General features: G+C 67.5%; 23 protein-coding genes. 19 read left to right on the top strand and 4 right to left on the bottom strand.

Going from position 1 to position 19,857, the window contains the following annotated elements:
* The first annotated feature begins 82 nt into the window (after positions 1–82).
* Positions 83–2,560, top strand: a complete 2,478-nt coding sequence (locus V3B30_RS01065) for an aminotransferase class V-fold PLP-dependent enzyme (protein WP_262082520.1) — start codon at positions 83–85, stop codon at positions 2,558–2,560.
* 42 nt (positions 2,561–2,602) lie between these two features.
* Here the strand turns inward: V3B30_RS01065 and V3B30_RS01060 are convergent, their stop codons facing one another.
* Both V3B30_RS01060 and V3B30_RS01055 read right to left on the bottom strand, forming a co-directional pair.
* Positions 2,603–3,064 (bottom strand): AraC family transcriptional regulator, encoded by a 462-nt coding sequence (locus tag V3B30_RS01060; RefSeq protein ID WP_100472464.1) that lies wholly within the window; start codon positions 3,062–3,064, stop codon positions 2,603–2,605.
* Positions 3,061–3,987, bottom strand: a complete 927-nt coding sequence (locus tag V3B30_RS01055) for a LysR substrate-binding domain-containing protein (RefSeq protein WP_262082519.1) — start codon at positions 3,985–3,987, stop codon at positions 3,061–3,063. The genes V3B30_RS01060 and V3B30_RS01055 overlap by 4 nt, the downstream gene beginning before the upstream one ends.
* Positions 3,988–4,078: 91 nt before the next feature.
* On the opposite strand from V3B30_RS01055, the gene V3B30_RS01050 reads away from it, so the two are divergent.
* The 3 genes from V3B30_RS01050 to V3B30_RS01040 all read left to right on the top strand — a co-directional run bounded on the left by V3B30_RS01050 (position 4,079) and on the right by V3B30_RS01040 (position 6,602).
* Positions 4,079–5,119 (top strand): hypothetical protein, encoded by a 1,041-nt coding sequence (locus tag V3B30_RS01050; RefSeq protein WP_262082518.1) that lies wholly within the window; start codon positions 4,079–4,081, stop codon positions 5,117–5,119.
* The gene (locus V3B30_RS01045; protein WP_262082517.1) at positions 5,116–5,997 is read left to right on the top strand and encodes a hypothetical protein; all 882 of its coding nucleotides are present in this window, start codon (positions 5,116–5,118) and stop codon (positions 5,995–5,997) included. Before V3B30_RS01050 ends, V3B30_RS01045 begins: the two co-directional genes overlap by 4 nt.
* A 62-nt stretch (positions 5,998–6,059) precedes the next feature.
* Positions 6,060–6,602 (top strand): hypothetical protein, encoded by a 543-nt coding sequence (locus tag V3B30_RS01040; RefSeq protein ID WP_315973617.1) that lies wholly within the window; start codon positions 6,060–6,062, stop codon positions 6,600–6,602.
* Between the two features lie 19 nt (positions 6,603–6,621).
* Here the strand turns inward: V3B30_RS01040 and V3B30_RS01035 are convergent, their stop codons facing one another.
* Complete coding sequence (locus tag V3B30_RS01035; protein WP_262082515.1) at positions 6,622–7,977, bottom strand: sigma-54 dependent transcriptional regulator; 1,356 nt, start codon at positions 7,975–7,977, stop codon at positions 6,622–6,624.
* 396 nt (positions 7,978–8,373) lie between these two features.
* On the opposite strand from V3B30_RS01035, the gene V3B30_RS01030 reads away from it, so the two are divergent.
* From V3B30_RS01030 to V3B30_RS00960, 15 genes are all read left to right on the top strand, one after another.
* Complete coding sequence (locus V3B30_RS01030) at positions 8,374–8,904, top strand: hypothetical protein (RefSeq protein ID WP_100472477.1); 531 nt, start codon at positions 8,374–8,376, stop codon at positions 8,902–8,904.
* Between the two features lie 41 nt (positions 8,905–8,945).
* Positions 8,946–9,515, top strand: coding sequence for a hypothetical protein (locus tag V3B30_RS01025; protein WP_262082673.1), 570 nt, complete (start codon positions 8,946–8,948; stop codon positions 9,513–9,515).
* A 43-nt stretch (positions 9,516–9,558) separates the two neighbouring features.
* Positions 9,559–10,875 carry an adhesin gene (locus V3B30_RS01020; RefSeq protein WP_262082514.1) on the top strand — a complete coding sequence of 439 codons (1,317 nt, stop codon included), beginning with the start codon at positions 9,559–9,561 and terminating at the stop codon, positions 10,873–10,875.
* Positions 10,876–10,974: 99 nt separating this feature from the next.
* Entirely contained in the window at positions 10,975–11,679 is a 705-nt protein-coding gene (locus V3B30_RS01015; RefSeq protein ID WP_100472481.1) for a C39 family peptidase, read from the top strand.
* Between the two features lie 13 nt (positions 11,680–11,692).
* Positions 11,693–12,442 carry a hypothetical protein gene (locus V3B30_RS01010; RefSeq protein WP_262082513.1) on the top strand — a complete coding sequence of 250 codons (750 nt, stop codon included), beginning with the start codon at positions 11,693–11,695 and terminating at the stop codon, positions 12,440–12,442.
* A 49-nt stretch (positions 12,443–12,491) separates the two neighbouring features.
* Positions 12,492–13,784: a transporter gene (locus tag V3B30_RS01005; protein WP_100472486.1), complete on the top strand. Its 1,293-nt coding sequence runs from the start codon at positions 12,492–12,494 to the stop codon at positions 13,782–13,784.
* Between the two features lie 299 nt (positions 13,785–14,083).
* The gene (locus V3B30_RS01000) at positions 14,084–14,374 is read left to right on the top strand and encodes a RebB family R body protein (RefSeq protein ID WP_005416648.1); all 291 of its coding nucleotides are present in this window, start codon (positions 14,084–14,086) and stop codon (positions 14,372–14,374) included.
* 43 nt (positions 14,375–14,417) lie between these two features.
* Positions 14,418–14,687, top strand: a complete 270-nt coding sequence (locus tag V3B30_RS00995; RefSeq protein ID WP_005416649.1) for a RebB family R body protein — start codon at positions 14,418–14,420, stop codon at positions 14,685–14,687.
* A 26-nt stretch (positions 14,688–14,713) separates the two neighbouring features.
* Entirely contained in the window at positions 14,714–14,980 is a 267-nt protein-coding gene (locus tag V3B30_RS00990; protein ID WP_100472488.1) for a RebB family R body protein, read from the top strand.
* A 60-nt stretch (positions 14,981–15,040) separates the two neighbouring features.
* Positions 15,041–15,313 carry a RebB family R body protein gene (locus V3B30_RS00985; RefSeq protein WP_005416651.1) on the top strand — a complete coding sequence of 91 codons (273 nt, stop codon included), beginning with the start codon at positions 15,041–15,043 and terminating at the stop codon, positions 15,311–15,313.
* A 70-nt stretch (positions 15,314–15,383) separates the two neighbouring features.
* Positions 15,384–15,620, top strand: coding sequence for a RebB family R body protein (locus tag V3B30_RS00980; protein WP_100472490.1), 237 nt, complete (start codon positions 15,384–15,386; stop codon positions 15,618–15,620).
* A complete protein-coding gene (locus V3B30_RS00975; protein WP_262082512.1) occupies positions 15,617–16,204 on the top strand; it encodes a RebB family R body protein in 588 nt (195 codons plus the stop codon). Before V3B30_RS00980 ends, V3B30_RS00975 begins: the two co-directional genes overlap by 4 nt.
* Positions 16,205–16,251: 47 nt before the next feature.
* Positions 16,252–16,599 carry a hypothetical protein gene (locus V3B30_RS00970; protein WP_100472496.1) on the top strand — a complete coding sequence of 116 codons (348 nt, stop codon included), beginning with the start codon at positions 16,252–16,254 and terminating at the stop codon, positions 16,597–16,599.
* A gap of 20 nt (positions 16,600–16,619) precedes the next feature.
* Positions 16,620–17,699, top strand: coding sequence for a hypothetical protein (locus tag V3B30_RS00965; RefSeq protein WP_262082511.1), 1,080 nt, complete (start codon positions 16,620–16,622; stop codon positions 17,697–17,699).
* Positions 17,700–17,728: 29 nt separating this feature from the next.
* Complete coding sequence (locus V3B30_RS00960) at positions 17,729–18,142, top strand: hypothetical protein (protein WP_238381571.1); 414 nt, start codon at positions 17,729–17,731, stop codon at positions 18,140–18,142.
* 61 nt (positions 18,143–18,203) lie between these two features.
* Here the strand turns inward: V3B30_RS00960 and V3B30_RS00955 are convergent, their stop codons facing one another.
* A complete protein-coding gene (locus V3B30_RS00955) occupies positions 18,204–19,697 on the bottom strand; it encodes a helix-turn-helix domain-containing protein (RefSeq protein ID WP_262082510.1) in 1,494 nt (497 codons plus the stop codon).
* Between the last annotated feature and the right edge of the window lie 160 nt (positions 19,698–19,857).

Raw genomic sequence — 19,857 nt, 5'->3', positions numbered from 1 at the left:
GCATTTCGACAAGCATGCGATAACGGCCGCGATTAACCACCCCACCGCACCTCTGCACCTCTGCACCTCCCTGGAGCGCGCCATGCAGGATGTCTCGCCGCACCGATGCAAGGTGGTATCCGAACGCAACTGGTCACTCAGCACTTTCATGGAATTCTATGAGCGCGTGCTGAGCCCACGAATATTCAGTCCCTACGGAAAACTGCTGGCGCGGGAGATCGCTGCGGATATCCGCGCAGCACCCGGTGCCACCGACATCCTGGAAGTCGCCTGTGGAACAGGGGTGATAACGGCCAACCTGTACCAGGACCTGGCCAAGCCGCTGGGCCTCCGCCTGGTCGCCACGGACCTGTCGGCGATCGCGGTGGACGTGGCCCGGAACGTATTGAGCGCCGAGCTCCAACGCGACGTCCCACTGATTCCCGACGTCGACATGGCCGAGCTGCCCTTCGCGGACAACAGCTTCGACATCATCGTCTGTGGTTTCGGCTTGATGTTCCCTCCCGACAAAGCCCGGGTTGCCCGCGAGTTCCGGCGCGTGCTTCGCCCGGGGGGCCGGGTCTACGCGACGGCGTTCCACTACAACCAGTTGTTTGAACTGGCTCGCCAGCAGTCGCAGAATCACTTCGGCATGCCATCGCGACTGATGGATGCGGCCCTGAGCCTGACCGATCCCTCCCCCATCACGCGCGCCTTCGCGATCGAGGGGCTGGACCGCGGCGAAGGTGCATCCGCCGCGCTGCATCCGCTCGCGTTCTCGCTTGGCGAAGCAGATGCCCGCGAGTTCCTCTTCAACGCCTGCATCCTGCTGGAGGAGTTCAATCAGTGCGATACCGCCAGCCGGGAACGCTACCTCGATGCGATGATGGACGCGTTGCGTGAGCAGGTGCCCGATCAGCGCTATCGCGTAGAGGCTTGGCTGATACGCGGCGTGGCGGACGCAACGGGTACGGCACTGCCAACGGTCGTTCCGCCCGCGGACTTCCGTCCATTGCTCGAGTTCCGCAACCTCTCGCGACTGCCCTCGCCGCCGTGCCCTGCTGGCTCGCCGGCCCCATCCTGCGCGCGGGCCATGTCAGCCTTCCACGATGCAAAGGCGCAGTTCCTCGCCGACCATCCCGGGTATCCCGAACACCTGGTCGAGGCAATGCGCCAGCATGAGTACGCGCGGCTGGATGAGCAGCAGGTGACGTACCTGGATCATGTGGGGGGAACGCTGCCACCTGACAGCCTGCTCGAGCAGGACTACCAGGCGCTCAAGCGCACGATTCTCGGCAACCCGCACAGTGGATCGAAGGCCTCCCATGCTGCCTTCCAGAAGGCCTGCGATGAGATCTACGCCTTCTTCGGATGCACCCCGGAGGAGTACGAGATCATCTTTACCGCCAATGCCAGCAGCGCGATCCGGCTGGTGGCCGAGTCATTCCCCTTCCAGCAGGGTTCGCAGCTGTTACTGACCAAGGACAACCACACATCGGTGCACGGCTTGCGGGAGTACGCCACATCGAAGGGCGCAACGGTCAAGTACATTCCCCTGGACGATGATCTGCGGCTGCACGACGGACTGATGGAGCGTGCGTTGCAACGGCTGCAGCCCGGTGCAACGCATCTGCTGGCATTCCCGGCGCAATCCAATGCGACCGGCGTCCGCCATGATCTGGGGTGGATCGCGCGAGCCCAGCAGCACGCCGCATGGGTGCTGTGCGATGCGGCGGCCTGGGTACCGCAATCGCGGCTGGACTGCACGATCCATCGTCCCGATTTTGTCGTAGCGTCCTTCTACAAGATCTTCGGCTACCCCACCGGCGCAGGCTGCCTGCTCGCTCGGCGGGCCGCGCTCGACATGCTCAAGCCGACCTCCTTCGCGGGCGGCGGCGTGTGCTACTACTCCGGGCCGTGGTCGCCCACCGACCGCCTGCTCTACCGCGACGCCGGCCAGCGTTTCGAAGTCGGCACGCCCAATTATGCGGCATTCCCGGCGATCGCCAGAGGCTTCGAATTCATCGCCGCGATGGGTGGCGTGGAAGCGCTGGCCCGGCGCTCAAGCGCCCTCGCGGCGTGGACAGACGCACGACTGTCATCCCTTCGCCACCGCATCAAGGGCGACCGGCCGCTGTGCCGGGTCTATGGCCCCCCTCCCGCACTCAGGGGCGCAACACTGATGCTGAACTTCTTCGACTGCTATGGCTCGATCATGCCGCACGCGCGCATCAAGCGCGCCGCGGACCGTTTCGGCATAACCCTGCGCAACGGCTGTTTCTGCAACCTCGGCGCCGTGCAGCAGGCGACCTACGCCACAGCAGGTGCCGAACACTGTGAACTGGACAAGACCGGGAAGATCCTCGACTGCAAGACGTTCGACGAGAAGATCCTTGAAAAGGGAGATTGCGGTGCGGTCAGGATTTCATTCGGCCTCGGATCCAATTTCGCCGATGCTTACTGCTTCTACCTGTTCGCCAGCTGCCTGCTGGATACGGATGTTTCCGGGCTGGAGGACCTGGCAGGGGACACGCCAGCGGCAATGGCGGACACGTTGACCACCGGTACCGTGCCAGCCTGATTCTCCGCCAGGAGCGCCCTCGACCGCATCACGGGAGGTTGCTTACGCGGCACCTTCGCCGGCAACCGCGGCGCGGCGGCGCTTTTCCAGCACCGCGATGTTCAGGTCCGGTCGCTGCGCGGCACGTGCGTGGCATTCCGGCACGCTGGCCGGCGTCATCTGGCCGGCGCGCTCACGCTCGCGCACATTGCCCGGGCTGTCGCCGGTGATGTCACGGAAGATGCGCCCGAAGGTGCCCAGGCTGCTCCAGCCGGTCTGCGCGGCGATCTCGGTGACCGGCAGGTCGGTGTCACGCAACATCGCCACGGCCCGTTCGATGCGCCGGCTCAGCAGGTAGCGGTGCGGTGGCAGGCCGAATGCCTGCTTGAACGAGCGCGCGAAATGCGCAGGTGACACGGCACTCACCGCGGCCAGCCGCGCCACCGGCCAGTCTTCGTGGCTGGCGTGGTCCATCCGGTCCTTGGCACGCAGCAGGCGCCGCAGCAGTTCGGGGCTCTGGTTCACGGCATCACCGCGTGTGCCAGGTGATGCCGTGCTGCGTGCCGTGCCTCAGCTGCCTGCTCGCCAAGCCAGTCACCGAATGCGACGACCTTGGCGCTGCGGCTGCGCGCAGTGGGGGCCACGAACCAGAAACTGCGGCCGTCACCGGCCACGCCTGGATGCGCCTGTACCAGTCGCCCACTGTCCAGCTCCGCCTGGAACAGGATCGGCGAACCGATGGCGATCCCCTGCCCCGCAATCGCGGCACCGACGTCCAGATGCTCCGCAGCAAACGGCGCTACGAAACTGTCCAGTGCCGGCGGTGGAACCTGCCCATGCGCGCAGAACCACAATGCCCACCAGTCTGGCCGCCCGAGCAGCGCGACATCCAGCCCGCAACGGCCCAGGTCACGTGCGGCGGGCAGCAGCGACGGTGCGCACAGCGGTGTGAATACACTGGGAAACAAGGGCGTGGCCTGCAGGCCGGGCCAGTGGCCATGCCCGTTGCGGATGGCCGCGTCGAAACGCCCCGCTGCCAGGTCCTGCGGCTCCGCCGACAGGTCCAGTTCCAGCACGATGTCCCGATGGCGCGCACGGAAGCTGCCCAGGCGCGGCGTCAGCCAACTGGTGCCCAGTGTTGGCAGTACAGACAGACGCAGTCGCGAGGCATCCATATCCGCGGCGCGCATGAAACTGGCACGAAGCGCGTCGAAGGCCCGGGTGGCCTCCTGCGCGACGCTGGCTCCGGCATCCGTCAGTTCCACATGCTGCGCGTGGCGCAGGAACAGGCAGGTGCCGGTCTGCGCCTCCAGCCGCCGCACGTGGTAACTCACCGATGCCGCGCTGGTGTCCAGCTCCTCGGCGGCACGGGCGAAACTGCCCAGCCGCGCCGCCGCCTCGAAGGCGCGGATGGCGGCAAGCGATGGCAGCTGGCGTTGGGTGACCATAAGTGTGGCTTAGCCTGAGCCGCGATATCTGCGTGGTCAATCCCCCCTTTTCCCGCAACGATGGCGGCACCTCCGGCATGGGATCACGCACATGGATCGACGGCAGTTCCTGGCCACCCTGGCCGCCGCGGCAGCATCCGCCGCCGTGCCCGCCGGATGGGCCCTGGCCAGCCACAACGAAGACTGGAAATGGTTGCAGGGCAACTGGCAGGTCCGGCACCAGCGCCTCAAGGAGCGCCTGGTGGGAGACACCCGCTGGGAGTCCTTCACCGGCTCCAGCGCGGTCTGGCTGACCCTGGGCGGGCTCGGCACCATCGATGACAACCTGATGGCGCTGCCCTCCGGCCCCTACAGGGGATTGGGTGTGCGTGCGTTTGATCCGGTGTCGTCCCTGTGGTCGATCTGGTGGATCGACGGTCGCACCCCAGGCCGTATCGAGCCGCCGGTGCGCGGGGGCTTCAACAACACTGCCGGCAGCTTCCGCGGCCGCGACCGGATCGACGGACGCCCGATCGACGTGTGGTTCCGCTGGCATGACATCCATGGCGAGGAACCATGGTGGGAACAGGCGTTCTCTGCCGATGCGGGCGAGCACTGGGAGGTCAACTGGCGCAACTGGTTCCGTCGCACCGCTGCGGTCCCCTCGCCGCTTCCGAAGCTGGCCGATGCACCGCGCGATTTTGATTTCCTGGTGGGCCATTGGAGCGTTCGCCATCGTCGCCTGCGCGCGCGGCTGGCTGGCAGCGATGCCTGGGACGCGTTCAACGGCACCCTGCACAACTGGCCGGTACTGGGAGGATTCGGCAACGTGGGCGACAACCTGATGGACGTGCCTGGAGCGCCGCTGCGCGGCATGGGCATCCGCGCCTGGAATGCAACGGAGCGGCAGTGGCTGAGCTGGTGGCTGGATGGCCGGGAGCCGACCCGGATCGGCGCGCCTCTGCGTGGTGGTTTCGACGCCGGTGTCGGCCGCTTCTTCGGCGACGACCAGCACGACGGACGAGCGATCCAGACGCGGGTGATCTGGTCACGCATTACCCCGCGTTCGGCGCGCTGGGAACAGGCGGCCTCGGCCGATGGCGGACGCAGCTGGGAGACCAACTGGGTCAGCGACTTCGAGCGACAGGCATGAGGGCGCTGCTGGCGGTGATGCTGCTGGTCTCTGCATCGTCTCTCACTTCGCCCTCAGAACGGCTGCAGATCGTCGGCCCCGCCGAACGCTTTGCCCCCGGCATTGCATCCACGCAACATGACGAGATTCGACTGACCCTGAGCCCGGACGGAAAGACCGCGCTGTGGTTCAGCCGCAACCGGCCAGGCGGTCCGGGCGGGTATGACATCTGGATCTCGCGCCACGATGGGCGGCGCTGGCGGCCGGCGGCGCCGGTTTCGTTCAACACACCGGGCCGTGACTTCGATCCAGCGTTTTCCGCGGATGGACGGGTGGTGTATTTCTGTTCGGATCGTGCCGGTGGCTACGGCGGTGACGATCTGTATCGGGTCAGCATGGGGGGCGACGGTCAATTCGGCACGCCGGTCAATCTCGGCCCCGCAGTGAACAGCGCGGCCGATGAGTTCGCGCCGATGCTCTCGCCGGACGCAGGCACGCTGCTGTATTCCAGCGATCGTGCCGGCGCTGCGGGTGGCCATGACCTCTACGTGGCGGTGATGCTCGGTGGCGTGGCGCAGCCCGCGCGGCCGCTGGCGGGGGACCTCAATACCGCAGCGCAGGAGTTCGATGCCACCTTCCTGGGCGATGGCCGCACGGTGGTGTTTGCCCGTGCCCTGGACTTCGGAAGTGCCCCGGTCCGCCAGTTCATCGCCTACGAGCGTGGAGGCCACTATGACGCGGGCCATGCATTGCCCTCGCCCATGAACGAGCCCGGCAGCGACAGCTACGGCGCGATGCTGGATGGTTCGCGCCGCGATACGCTGACCTACTCAGCGCGCCGCGTAGGCGGCGAGGGACTGGACCTGTACCGCGTCCGCTACCGGATGACGCGGCCCTGAAGGCAGGCGGTGTCGATTTCCAGAGCCCGGGTTCGTCGAGAGGATGAATACCCCAGGAGAAAATGCAGATGCCCTCCCATCAGCCCCTCGCCTGCGCCTGCGGCCAGGTCCGCCTGACCATCATCGGTCGCCCCATCGCCACCGTCGAATGCTGCTGCGACAGCTGCCGCAGGGCCGGCGCCCAGCTGCAGTCGATGCCTGGAGCGGCGCAGGTACTTGGACCACACGGCCAGACGCATTTCGTAATGCAGCGCAAGGATCGCGTCCGCTTCGACGCAGGGCAAACCCTGCTGCACGCATTGCGGTTGTCGAGCAGGGGCGGCAGTCGCCGCGTCCTGGCGGGCTGCTGCAATACGCCACTCTTCCTGGAGTTCAGCGGTGGCCATTGGCTGAGCCTGTATGGCCTGCTGTGGCCGGCATCGGCAAGACCCGCCGTGGAGATGCGGACGATGGTCAGTGATCTTCCAGATGCGTCTGCCCTTCCGGACGATGTGCCGAACCTGGAGACCCGGTCGCTGCGGTTCTATGCACGGCTGATGACGGCCTGGATCGCGATGGGCTTCCGCAGCCCACGCATCGACGTCGCGGGAGATACCCATGCCTGAGCATGTCGCGGCCGGGTGATCAGCGCTGCGCCGGCAGTTCCAGCCGGTGCTTGCGGCACAACCGGTACACGGTCACCCGCGAGATCTGCATCTGCCGCGCGCACTCGGAGACGTTGTAGCCGGTCTGGCGCAGCGTCTGCAGCAGCACATCGCGCTCGGCCTGGCCGCGGGCATCGTGCAGCATCGGGCTCGGCAGCGCCTGCGCGGGCTCGCCCAGTTCCAGATCGCGTTCACTGATCAGCTCGCCTTCGGCCATGATCGCTGCCCGTTGCACGCGATTGAGCAGCTCGCGCACGTTGCCGGGCCAGCCGAATCGACGCAGCGCCTGCAGCGCCGCCGGTGCGAAACCACGCGCACGCACGCTATGGCGCAGCCGGAAGCAGCGCAGGAAGTGTTCGGCCAGCAGCTGCACATCAGCACCGCGCTCGCGCAGTGGCGGCATCGGCAGGCGCAGTACGTTGAGCCGGTAGTAGAGATCACTGCGGAACCGCCCCTGCGCCACCGCGTGTTCCAGTTCGACGTGGGTGGCCGCCAGTACCCGCACATCCGCGCGCAACGGCTGGCTGCTGCCAACGCGCTCGAAGGTGCCCTCCTGCAGCACGCGCAGCAGGCTGGTCTGCGCCTCGGGCGGCAGGTCGCCCACCTCGTCGAGGAACACGGTGCCACCGTGCGCCGATTCGAACACGCCGATCTGGCGCTTGTCGGCGCCGGTGAACGAGCCGCGCTCGTGGCCAAACAGTTCGGACTGCACCAGATTGGCTGGAATGGCACCACAGTTGACCGCGATGAACGGTTTGCCCGCGCGTCCCGAAAGGGCGTGCAGCGCATGCGCTGCCAGCTCTTTGCCGGTGCCGGTTTCGCCAGTGACCAGCACCGGAAGGTCCACCGGTGCGAACTTGTGCAGCACCGTGCGCACCGCATGCAGCGCCGGGCTTTCGCCAATCAGTGCACGTGGCCCTTGCCCGCCACAGGCGTCGTCGGCCCCAGGATCATCTGCATCGAACTGCTGGCGCATGGCGCAGACCAGGTCCTGCAGCCCGAACGGCAGGGTGAACCGCGCAAGGCAGCGCTGAAGCAGGGGCAACCAGGCCGCAGGCGTGGGCCCCGCGCCGGGTGGCAGTACCGCCAGCCAGGGCAGATGCAGGTGCTGCTCCATCCAGGAACTGAGCAGCTGCAAGGCCGCTGCGTCCAGATGGCGCAGATCCAGAACGGCGAGCAGGCGATCGCGCCCACGCAGGCCGATCGCCATCGCAGGATCAGGTTGAATGCTGCGTACATACCAACCCGCGGCTGCCATCGCGCTGCGCTCGTTCGCCAGCGGCTGGCCAAACCAGAGGACGCAACGCGACGCAGAAGCTTCCGGGACCGCTGCCATGCTTCCCCCAGCATCCGGACACCGTCGGCGGGCTATGAGCCAATCGCCGGCGTGCCGCCCTCCGCCGGGACCCCTACGGCCACCACGGCGGCCTTTGTTGGGCGGATCCTAGCGCTTTGCTAAACAGCGGCGCAATGGGCGGCGCGTCAAGAAAACACTGGCTGAAGCGGCGTCGTTACAGTCTGCGGCGCCGCCTGTAACATCCCTGCGACAGTCGGGCGCCCGCCTTGCCCTGTGGCGCTTGGCGCTGCGCAATCCCAACATTTTTCCCTCGCCGCTGTAACAGCCCGGCAGCAGCGCCCCACTCCGCCGAGCGGCTGCCGGCAGGGCGCACAGGCCTTTCAGGGTTGGCACGGTTGATGCGTGGTTCCGCCGCACCCATCGCGGGAGATCGGCATGGACGGCACCATCCTGTTTCGCGGCCTGGCCGCAGCGCTGGCAGTGACCCTGCTGGCGGTTGGCGCGGACGCCGCTGCATCCGGCGCCCGTCAGGGCGTGAAGCCGCAACCGGGCGAAATCGTCCTGTTGCGGGACGTGTCCGCACGCCCGGCCTATCGCATGGCGCCCCCCGGCATGGCGCTGATCGCCGACCCGAAACCACAGCGCGAGATTGCCAGCGCATTGGGCGCGGGGGGGCCGTCGACCGGCATGGATGAGCTGAGCGATGAGGACTATGCCGGCATGGGTGCCGGCCAGGCGGCCTCCGTCGCCTCGCCGCGTGGCACCACCGTTGAACGGGTCACCCAGCAGGCCCTCGGTGGCACGCTGGGGCGCAGCAGTGACGGCATGGTCGGCAGCAACCTCGGCAGCGCGCTGGGCGGCCCACTCGGCGCGGTCGGCAACAGCACCCGCGGCATCGGCGATACCGTGCGCGGCGCACTCGCCCAGTTCCCGTTGCAGGGCCCGGCCCCGGCAGGTGGCAAGTGAAGCGGGCACGTTGGCTGCTGGTCCTGTTCGCCGCGCCGTTGATGGCGCAGGCCGACGACTACAGCGGCATGCTCGTCTACCTCGACGTCGCCCGCATCGACGGCCGCGCCCTGGCGGGTGCAAACGGCGCCATCGCGGTGAACCAGGCCGCCGGCGACCTCAACCTGCAGGCCAACCTGCGCGGCATCGCCACGGGCGAACGTGCCGGCGTGTCGATCGCCAACCGGCAACTGCAGGGTGGCAACCGCGTACTCGGCGCAGCACTGCACGCCACCGCCGTCGTCGACGGCAGCGCGCTGGCAGGTGCCAGTGGCATCGCATCCATCAACCAGGCCAGTGGCATCGCCAACACGACGCTCAACGTCGTCAGCGCGACGCTGGCCGGACAGGGCATACGCGAAACCGACGATGCGGCGCTGGCCGCCGAAGGTTCCGCGTTGGCAGGGGGGCGGGACGGCACCGGTCACGGCGCCGCGACGGGCACCCGCAGCGCTGGTGTCACCAGCACTGCGCTGCGGGGATTCGACGGGGTCCTGCAACTCAATCAGATCGCGGGCAGCGGCAACGACACGGCCAATGTGCTGGGCCTGGTCGTGCAGGACCGCCCGTGACAACCACCCAACCGATGCACCACCTGATGAGAGAGAGGGCACCATGAAAGCGACCGTCAAACGGACCATGCTCGCCATGGCGATTGCCACTGCCTCGACCGCCGCCGCGGCCAATGGCTGGGACAACCAGAACGCCAACGCGAACATCAACCACAACCACACCGTCAGCGAAACCCGCAACGACACGCACAACCACACTGACAACGACGTGCGCAACCGCACCGTCAACGCCAATGTGCAGAAGCACAGCAACATCCAGGCCGACGAACGCAAGGAAAAGAACAACCACGGCGTCGACGTGAACCTGGAGAAGGACCTGCGCCTCAGCACCGACGTCGATTTCTCCGGCGACCCCAACATCACCGGCGACATCGATCTCGACTCTGCGGCCATCGCGGTGATCGACAACCGCCAGTCGATCAGCAACAACGCTACCAGCAACAGCCTGGTCACCAACAGCGCCTCCATCGGTGACAGCGTGGGTGCAGGTGCATCGGGCAACCTGGGCTTCAACGTGGTCTCCGGTGACAACAACGCACAGGACAATGCCGCATCGCTGTCCGCTGCCGACGCCTCCTTCAGCTTCGGCATGGCCGACGCCGAGGTGTTCGTCAACCAGGCCGGCTTCGGCAACGCCACCCTGAACTCCGGCGTCACCAATGCCGCAGGCCTCGGTGGCAATGCCTTCGGCGGTGCGTCCGGCAACATCGGCGTGAACATCGCCTCGGGCAACAACAACGAGCAGAAGAACGCGCTCGCCGCCTCGGTAGCGACCACCGCAGTGGCCCAGTCGAGCATCAGCTCCAACCAGGTCTCCACCGGCAACACGGTCAGCAATGCCGGCTTCGTGCAGTCCTACACGGATACCGTGCAGGTGGGCATGCGTGGTGGCGTCAGCGGCCTGACCCTGGCCTATGGCGCGGGCACCTACCGCGGCTCCGGCAACGCCTACCAGATGGCCAACTACTACCTGGATACCTGGAATGGCGAGCTGCCGCACCCGGACGGCAACAGCACCGGCCACATCGATCTGGACAACGAGATCCAGAACGCCACGATGAACCCCAACCGGCCGGGGGTGGGCGGCCTGGGCTTCGATACTCGTGAGAGTGGCACCAGCCAGTTCGTCGAACTGGGCGTGGCCGACCTGTACGCCAGCCTCAGCGGCACGGTCAGCACCACGCGCTGGGTGAACGTCAACGCGACCAATACCTCGGCGTTGTCCGGCAGTGCCTTCTCCGGCGCCTCCGGCAACATCGGCGTGAACGTTGCGGCCGGCACCGGCAACCTGCAGGCCAACAGCCTGGCCCTGGCAGTCGCCCAGCCCAGCACCGGCGGCGGTGGCGGCAGCGGCGAGTAAGCGCACTACCCCGGCCGTCCGCCAATGGCCGGGTTCCCGGGAGCCCCTGTTCCTCCTCCCCCTTGGGACAGGGGCTCCCTCCTGCAGCTGGAGAGCACGATGAGACGCTACCGCCTTTCGACCTGCCTGCTGGCCTGCCTGTTGCTGCTGGGCACGGCATCGGCGTGGGCGGGCGAGGTCCGTTTCTCCGGCGTGCTGCCCAATGGCGCATTGCTGCAGCAGAACGTGGAAAGCATGCAGGAACGGCGCTACCGCAACGTGGTGCGGCAGCACACTGATTACAGCTGCGGCGCCGCGGCCCTGGCAACCATCCTGCGCCATGCCTACCACCTGGATACCGACGAGGCGACGGTGATCGAAGGGATGATGGGGGTCTCCGATCCGGCGCTGGTGGCCGAGCGCGGATTTTCGCTGCTCGACATCAAGCGCTACGTGGAATCGCTGGGCATGCGCGGGCGCGGGTATCGCATCGACGAGGCCCGCCTGCGCACCCTGCGCGTTCCCGGCCTTGTCCTGATGGACGTGCGCGGCTTCCGCCACTTCGTGGTGCTCAAGCAGGTGCGCGACGGTGTGGCCGAGGTGGCTGATCCCATCCTTGGCAACCGCAGCCTGGCATTGCCCGAGTTCCTGGCAGCCTGGCCATCACGTGCGGTATTCGTGGTGATCGGAAGCGATTTCGATCGCAACACGGTCCTGCTGCAACCCAGCGAACGGCCCAGTGCCCGCGCCCTCTACGCGCGGCAGGGGCCGATCACCGATGCCGAACTGGTCGACTTCGGCTTCAGTCACGCCGACCTGTTCTGAAGGAGGCTCCGCCATGTTCCGCCACCCTTTGCTAATGGTCCTGCTGCTGGTGAGCCCCGCCCTGCCCCTGCAGGCAGCGTATGCCGCGCCCGGCCGCGGCCTGCAGGAAATCCCGGATCCCGAACTGAACCTGATGCGCGGCCGCTACACCGTGGGCGGCAATGCCGTGGCCTGGTTCGGCGTAACGATGGCCTCGCAGTGGCAGGCCGGCAACGGAAGTATGCTGCAGGGCGCGCTGACCCTGGGCATGGACTTCCGCGGCGCCGGCGGCCCGAAACTGAGCTTCCAGCCCAGCGTACGCGTGACCGCTGCGGACGCGCCGCTGCCACAGGCGCAGGGCCGCCACATCGACAGCAGTGGCCTCGCCAATGCCAGCGGCCTGGTGCAGAGCGTGCAGGTGGCCGGCGATGGCAACGTCGCACGCAATGCGGCCACGCTGGTGGTCCGCGATGGCGCGGTGCCGGCCCTGCCGGGTGACGGCACGCATTCGCTCAGTGCGCAGCAGGCAGGCATGTCAGCCTCTGCAGTGCTCGACGGCAACCAGGCTCGCCTGCAGCTGCAGGTGGATGGCCAGGGCCTGGTCCAGCAATGGATCCGCAACGGCAGCGTCGGCCAGGGCATCGCCCTGAGCGGTGACGGCCAGATCGCCAGCAACCAGCTGCGGCTGGAGCTGGTGCGTGACACCGCGGGCGGCAACCTGCCGTTGAGCCAGAACGTGGCCCAGGCGATTGCAATGAACCGCGGCATGGGGCCGGGCCGGTAGCACCACGGCACGGCGTTGGGGGAAGCGCTCCACAACGCAGGACACGAACATGCACACCCTGATGAGGATCACCCCGTTGGCGCTGGCGGCGCTGGCGGGCACCGCCTTCGCTGCGCCACCGGCGGCGGACGAGGGCGCCGATGTGCAGGCGCTGGCCAACCAGCTGGCACAGCTGAAAGCCAACTACGCACAGGAAGTGCGGCGGCTGCGCGAGCTGGACATGCAGGTGCAGGCGATGCAGGCCCGCTTGGCGGGCCGGGCCGGCCCGGATGCGGTCGCTCCCGCAGCGCCCCTGGCACAGGCCGCGGCCGCAGCCGTTCCTCCCGGCAACGAGGGCTACGCCAGCAGCGCCGCCGAAGCGCAGCAGGCAAAGCAGGAGGCACGGCGCAGCGTGGACGACGTGAAGCAACAGCAATCGGCGCTGTTCTCGCGCCGGTTCACCATCGAAAACAGCCTCACCTACGCCCGTTACGACCGCAAGCAGCTCACCCTCAACGGCTTCCTGGCACTGGACGCGATCTTCCTCGGCAACATCGCCATCGAGAACGTCGAATCCGATTCGCTCACCTACAACCTGGCCGCCCGTTGGGGTGTCAGCCCGAACCTGACGCTCAACCTGGACGTGCCTTACCTGGCGCGGCGCACGGTCTACCAGAAGGGCGGTGCCGGCGGTGCGGCGGCCGCGATCGCGCAGGAAGAAACCAATGGCAACGGGCTGGGCGATATCGGCCTGAGCGCGAACTACCGGCTGTCCGGCGAACGCGGCTGGCGCCCGGAGACCGTGCTCACCGCCGGCGTGACCGCCCCCACCGGGCGCGCGCCTTACGGCCTGGACTGGAAGGTGATCGAGCGCGACGACGATGACTACATCCGCTTCGCCGTGCCCAGGGAGCAACCCACCGGCAATGGCGTGTGGCAGGCCAACGTCGGCCTGTCGATGGTCAAGACCGCCGATCCGGCGATCCTGTTCGCCAACCTCGGTTACGTGCATTCGTTCCCGCGTGGCTTCAGTGACATCGACAGCAATCCCGACACGGTCAACCCGGGTGACGTGAAGCTGGGCGGCTCGGTCTACTTCGGTGCCGGCGTGGCCTTTGCGTTCAACGAGCGCACCAGCCTCAGCCTGTCCTTCAGCGACCGCATCAGCACCCGCGCGTCCACCCGTTTCCAGGGCGGCAAGTGGATGAAGGTGATCGGCAGCGACGCCAACGCTGCGTCACTGAATCTGGGGGTGACCTATGCACTCAACCAGCACACCACGCTGGTGACCCTGCTGGGCATCGGGCTGACCCCGGATGCACCGGACTTTACCTTGGCATTCAAGATTCCCTACATGCTCTGACCCGCCCGATTTGGCGACGACGTGGCCGCTGCCCGTCGCCGCCGAATCGCGGCAGCCGCGGCTGGCCCAGTGTGTCCTCCCGGGCAGCGCGCCCGCGCTGGCGATGACGGCATTGATCATCAGTTCCGCCGTATTCACGCCACGCCTTCACGGTGATCCGCCCGCATTCTCCGTCGATTCCGCCAATCCGGCGGCGACGCCATTTCCTACTCTGGCCCCACGGTGAAGCCCAGGCCGCTGCAGGCGACGCACCGTGAGACTGGATACCTCGCACTTCCACCCTTTCGCAGGAGCAGGACATGGCATTTCCAACCGCGGTAAACGACCAGATCACCGATTCGGTCACCCAGGCCAACACCAAGGTGCTGGGCGACGCGCCCGCCGTGGCGGTGGGCAACCTGTACCAGGCCACTGCACAGGCGCTGGCCAACGCTGCCCACAACGCCACCAACGCGCAGCAGCAGTCCTACGTGACCGCGCAGTCGGCCACCACCATGGGCGTGGCCACGCTGTACTCGATCGATACCGCGACCACCGCCGTGGCAAGCAAGGAAATCCTCAGCACCCGCGTTCGCGGCCTGGGTTCCTGATCCGTCGTTCCGTAGTTGACCCGCCAACCCCAAGGAGATCGACATGGCATTCCCGACCGCTGTAAACGACCAGATCACCGATTCGGTCACCCAGGCCAACACCAAGGTGCTGGGCGACGCGCCCGCCGTGGCCATGGGCAACCTGTACCAGGCCACCGCGCAGGCGCTGGCCAACGCCGCCCACAACGCCACCAATGCGCAGCAGCAGTCCTATGTGACGGCGCAGGCGGCCACCACCATGGGGGTGGCCACGTTGTACTCGATCGACACGGCCACCACCGGCGTGGCCACCAAGCAGATCCTCGGCGCGTGATGCGCCGGCAGGCAAGGAGCTGAGCCATGGCATTTCCCACGGCCGTCAACGACCAGATCACCGACGCGGTCAGCCAGGCCAACCTGCAGGTGCTGGGCGTGGCGCCTGCCACGGCAATGGGCACGCTGTACCAGGCCACCGCGCAGGCGCTGGCCAATGCCGCCCACAACGCGACGCTCGCCCAGCAGCAGATGTATGTCACGGCACAGGCCGCGACCACGATGGGTGTCGCGCTGCTCTACGCCGTCGATACCGGCGCCACCGGCGCCGCCACCCGGAAGATTCTCGGCTGAATCCATTGAGTGCCGGCAATCTCCGTTCCTGTAGTGCTGTCCACCCTAGGAGCTTCCACCATGGCATTTCCCACCGCCGTCAACAGCCAGATCACCGATTCGGTCTCGCAGGTCAACACCAAGGTGCTTGGTGATGCGCCGGCCATCGCAATGGGCAACCTGTTCGTGGCCACCAGCCAGGCGTTGTCCAACGCCGCGCACAACGCCACCAACAACCAGCAGCAGTCCTACGTGACCATGCAGGCGTCGACCACCCAGGGCGTGTCCACGCTGTATGCGATCGACACCGCCTCCAACGGCGTGGCCACCCGCGAAATCCTGGGCCTGCGCTGACGTGTCGGCCCGGCGTGACGCCAACCACTGCGCCCCCGCTCAGGGCGGCGTCACGCCGGGCCCCTGATCGATGGCCGCATCGCCCGCCACCGGCTACCTGCTGGCCGCAACCAGCACCGGTTCCGGGGTGGCGATCGCCCTCGCCCCCTCGTTCGCGATGTCCGCCACGTACCTGGCGATGGCCGACAGCCTCGGCCTTGCCATGCAGAACGCGGTGGCCAACCAGCAACGCGGCCAGGTGACCGCCGGCGCAAGCCTGGCCCAGGTCCTGGCCCTGATCATCCAGAAGGGAACCGTTCCGTCATGAACAGTGAGAACACCGTCAACAGCCAGATCGTCGACAGCGTCACCGCTGCGTCGACCCTGCTGGTGGCCCAGGGGCCGGCGCAGTCCTTCAGCATGCTGGACATGGTGATGCTGGAAACGCTGGGCACGGCCATGCACAACGCCGTCGCGCGCCAGCAGGGTGCGGGCATGGTCAGCAACGCAGCGGTGACCGCCACCTGCGCGAAGATGATCAATGCCCCCTGGCCGGTGCCGCCGCCCGCGCCGGAACCGCCTCCGCCGCCACCGCCGCAGGTCATCCCCCTGCCCGGCCCGGTGCCGGCGCCCCCTTCGCCTGCGGCAGTGATCGCCGCAGCCACCGCAGAAGGAAAGACCGCCATCAGCGTCCTGCAGGCACAGACCCACGGTGCCACTGCCGACGCTGCGGCCGCTACCAGCAGCCTGCATGCACTGCAAACGCTTGCAGGCAATGCGGCAGCGCCCGCGCCCGGTGCTGCGCCCGACCCCGCGTCCGGTCCGGATCCGGCCGCGGGTCCCGCCCAGGATCCCGCGCCAGACTCCCCTTCCCCTTCCCCGGCCACAGGCGACGCTGACGCCGGGGCCTGACACCGCGCAGGCCGCCTGCGGCCGCACCCGCCCATCAAGGAGCCCGTATGGACCCGAGCTACGTCAACGCCCAGGTCATCGATGTGATCAACCATGTGCAAACGGCCACCATGTCCGCGTCCGTGGTGAAGACGAGTGGCGCCGGCAAGGCCTACCAGTCGGTGGCCCAGTCCGCGGCGATCGCCGTGCAGGATGCCGCCGATGCCCTGCGCAACGTCTCAACCATCGCGACCACCGCAGCCGGTGTGGCCATGGCCCAGTACCTGGCAACGGGGGACGAGAAGTATGCAAGGGTGCTCACGCAGGCGCAGACCATGATGCAGGGAGCCACCAACGACTTCAGCCGGGTCGGCAGTGCCGCCGCGACCGTCCTCAAGGATTTTCCGGCCCAGTGAGGCCGCCAGGAGAGCCACGCATGAGCGTTTTCATTGCCGGTCGTTCCATTCCCCAGGCCAACCTGCTCAGCCAATCGTGCCGGCGGGTCCTTCAGTTCATCGACGGTGGCGAGCACTGGTTGAGGTGGGCCATTGAATCCCATGAACACCGTTACGCCTTCTCCGACGAGGGCACGATGCTTGATGGGGTGCAACAGGGCCTGCATGGCTCGCGCATGACCTGGTTGCCGCGCATCGGCCTGCAGATCGGCCCGATCAAGCTGCTCAGCCTCACTGCCAGCGACCTCGATGCCCTGCGCAACATCGAACTGGGCGAAGAGACACGCCTGTCGCACATCGAGGCACAGGATGTGCTGGCAAGGCACCGGCTGCTGACCAACAACGAACTCGGTGCCTTCCGGCCCTTCCTCGCCTCGATTGGCGCAGCCGATGCTCCGCTGCTGCAGCAACTGGATTTTCGTGAATCGGTGGCGCTCCACCAGCTGGCCGGTGAAGTGGGAATGACCACCGCAGGGCGCGATGATCTGGCCGACGCCGCCCGCTTCGCGCTGCTGCACGCGCGCCGGCCCATCGAGTTTGCCGACTATTTCCGTTTCTACCAGCACGTGAGCGCAGGGGGCGGAAGCAGCGAGCATCGAATGAGTCGTGCCACCGGCGCGTTGCAGCAGCTGCTGCCGATGCTGTTCGACTTCCTGGACGGGCCGCAGCTGCCACAGCTGCCGTCGCCGGAGCAGGTGCGCGAGGCGATTGGCGCAAGCCTGGCCGCGAACCGGCAGATCGGTTATGCACGCATCTCACTGGCCGCCCAGCAGATGGCATTGTGCTTCGACAACAGCCCCGACCTGCTGCGCGATGACCACAGTCTGCGCGAAGCCGCGCAGTGGCAGCTGCGTGATGCGCAGGAATTCCTCAACGAACACCCGGTCTCCCGTGGCCAGCTCGGGCAGGATGGTGCCAGCGTGCAGTTCGCGATCGATGGCTCCAGAGGGCAGGCGCTGATACAGGTGGAGGACAATGTGATCACCCTGCAGGACTACCGCCGCACCCGTCACTACCTGGGCGATGAAGCACAGGTGGGCTACCGCGCGGGTACGGTGTGAACCCGCCTCCGGCGCCGGAACGCGATGGCGTGCAGGCAGCGACGGAGGCCCTCGCCACGGCAGCCGGCGCGGCCGTTGCCGCCGGACGCATGGCGGCCCGGCAACAGGCGCAGAAGATCCTGGCCGATGCCCAGTCCGCATTGCGCCATATCCTGGGGGAACGTGACGACGGTGTTCCCCCCTCATCCCCAGCAGGAGCACCGACGATGACCTTCCCGACCCCGCTTCCCGGCATGCCCACCCCCGCCTATCCGGCGGGAAAAACCCCGATGGAAATCGCCCAGGAACTCGCGGATGCCGCCATGGCCGCCAGTGAAAAGGGCATCTGCGCCGCGATGGAGGCTTCGCAACGCGCGGTCGAGGCCGCCAACGTGGCCGCCCGCCGTGCGGATGAAGCCGCCGAGCTGGCCGTCCAGCGCGCTGCTGAAGCGAACGCGCGCTAACGCCTGATGTTCCATCCCAGCGCCCCGGGGCAGGCCCAGGCCTGCACCGGGGCGTATCCGTTTACTGATCCGCCGTTCGCCGGTAGCTGCGCGGACTGACCCCGACCGCGCGCCGGAAGCTCTTTTCGAAGTGGCTCAGGTCGCCGAAGCCGACCTGCAGCGCCACATCGGTGATGCGCAGGCGCTGGCCATCGCGCAGCAGCTGCTTGGCGTGCTCGATGCGCAACTGCTGCAGGAGCAGCTTGAAGGTCGTGCCCAGTTCGCTGCGGAACAGGAAGCCCAGGTGTGATTGGCTGACATGCGCCTGTCGAGCGAGGTCGCCCAGTGTGAGCGGCTCCGCAGCATGGTCCTTCAGATAGGCCAGGGCGCGTTTCAGGCCATCGTGCAGGCCTTCATGCGCGGCCCGCAGCATCTCCTCCCGGCCGGGCCCAGGCGCGGCCGCCGGCTCCACCCCGGGCGGCAGTTGCTGCACGCGCCCGGCATCGCTGGTGGCGCTGGCTGCTGCCAGATCCGGCGCGTGCCGTACCAGGTCCTCGCGACGGATGCAGCGGCCACCGGTCATCACCGCCAGCCGCACCACCACCCGCTCCATCTCCAGCAGGTTGCCAGGCCAGTCATGCGCGCACAGTGCTTCCAGCACATCCTCACCCAGCACATGCGGATTGAACCCATGCAGCTCCAGCGAACGTGCCGCCAGCGCGGCGATGTCCTCCACCCGTTCGCGCAATGGCGGGATATCCACGGTGAGGAACTCCAGGCCCGCCAGCAGTGCGCGCGAGAACTGCTTCTCCCGCACCCGCTGCTCCAGGTCCGCGCTGGTCGAGGCGATCACCCGTATCGAACCGGCCGCCTGTGCCTCGGCATGTGCAGCCGGCAGCCCACGCATCCGGTGTGACAGCTGGCCCTGCAGGGGCACCGGCAGTTCATCGACTTCATGGAAGTAGAGCGTTCCGCCCTGTGCACGCGCGAACCAGTCGCAGGCTTCGCCCTGCGGGTGGACACAGTTCACCTCGACGAACGGGCCCTGCCGGTATGGGCCGCCACTGTGCAGGGCGGCGGCCAGCTCCATCTTCTCGGTCCCGAACTCACCGCGCAGCAGTACCGGCAGCGGGCTGGCCGCCGCGCGCTCGACGAATTCGTCCATCTGCTTCAGCGCCTCGCCGGCGCCGACCAGCAGCAGCGGCCGGCTCAGTGCCTGTTCGGCCCAGTCTTTGGCTTCGTAGCGCTTGATCAGGTGCGCGCATCGCTGGGCAAACTGCTCCCCCAACGCCAGGGCACTGCCATCCAGGCGGCCCGCTTCACCTTCCAGATGCAGTTCACCCAATACCTCGCCCCCATAGCGGATGGGAACCCGCTGCAAGGAACCCGCTCCCCTGTCCCCGGCGGCCGGCGACAGCGCCGCCGTCGCCCCTGCCACCGCGCTGCGCAGCCGCACCTGTCCGCCACGCATCACCTTGTGCTCGGACAGCTCCTTGACGAACGCACCCAGCAGCTCGGGCAACGACGGATAGGGCCGATAAGCGCGCTGCAGCATCTCACTGACTTGCCTGTGCATCGAAACTCCCCTTTGGAATGGCAACCCGATGCAACTGCACCGGGCGATCTCGCGATGCAGGCCGTCCGGCGTCATCGCGGGATGCTGCGACGTCCACGCCGCACGCCGTGCCCGCAGGTCGCACCGCTGTTGCCGTGCACGCTGTCCGCTCCCGATGTAC

It is taken from the genome of Stenotrophomonas sp. SMYL41 (genome assembly GCF_036319965.1).
Taxonomy (GTDB): domain Bacteria; phylum Pseudomonadota; class Gammaproteobacteria; order Xanthomonadales; family Xanthomonadaceae; genus Stenotrophomonas; species Stenotrophomonas maltophilia_R.
This window is presented reverse-complemented; position numbering and strand designations above follow the sequence as displayed.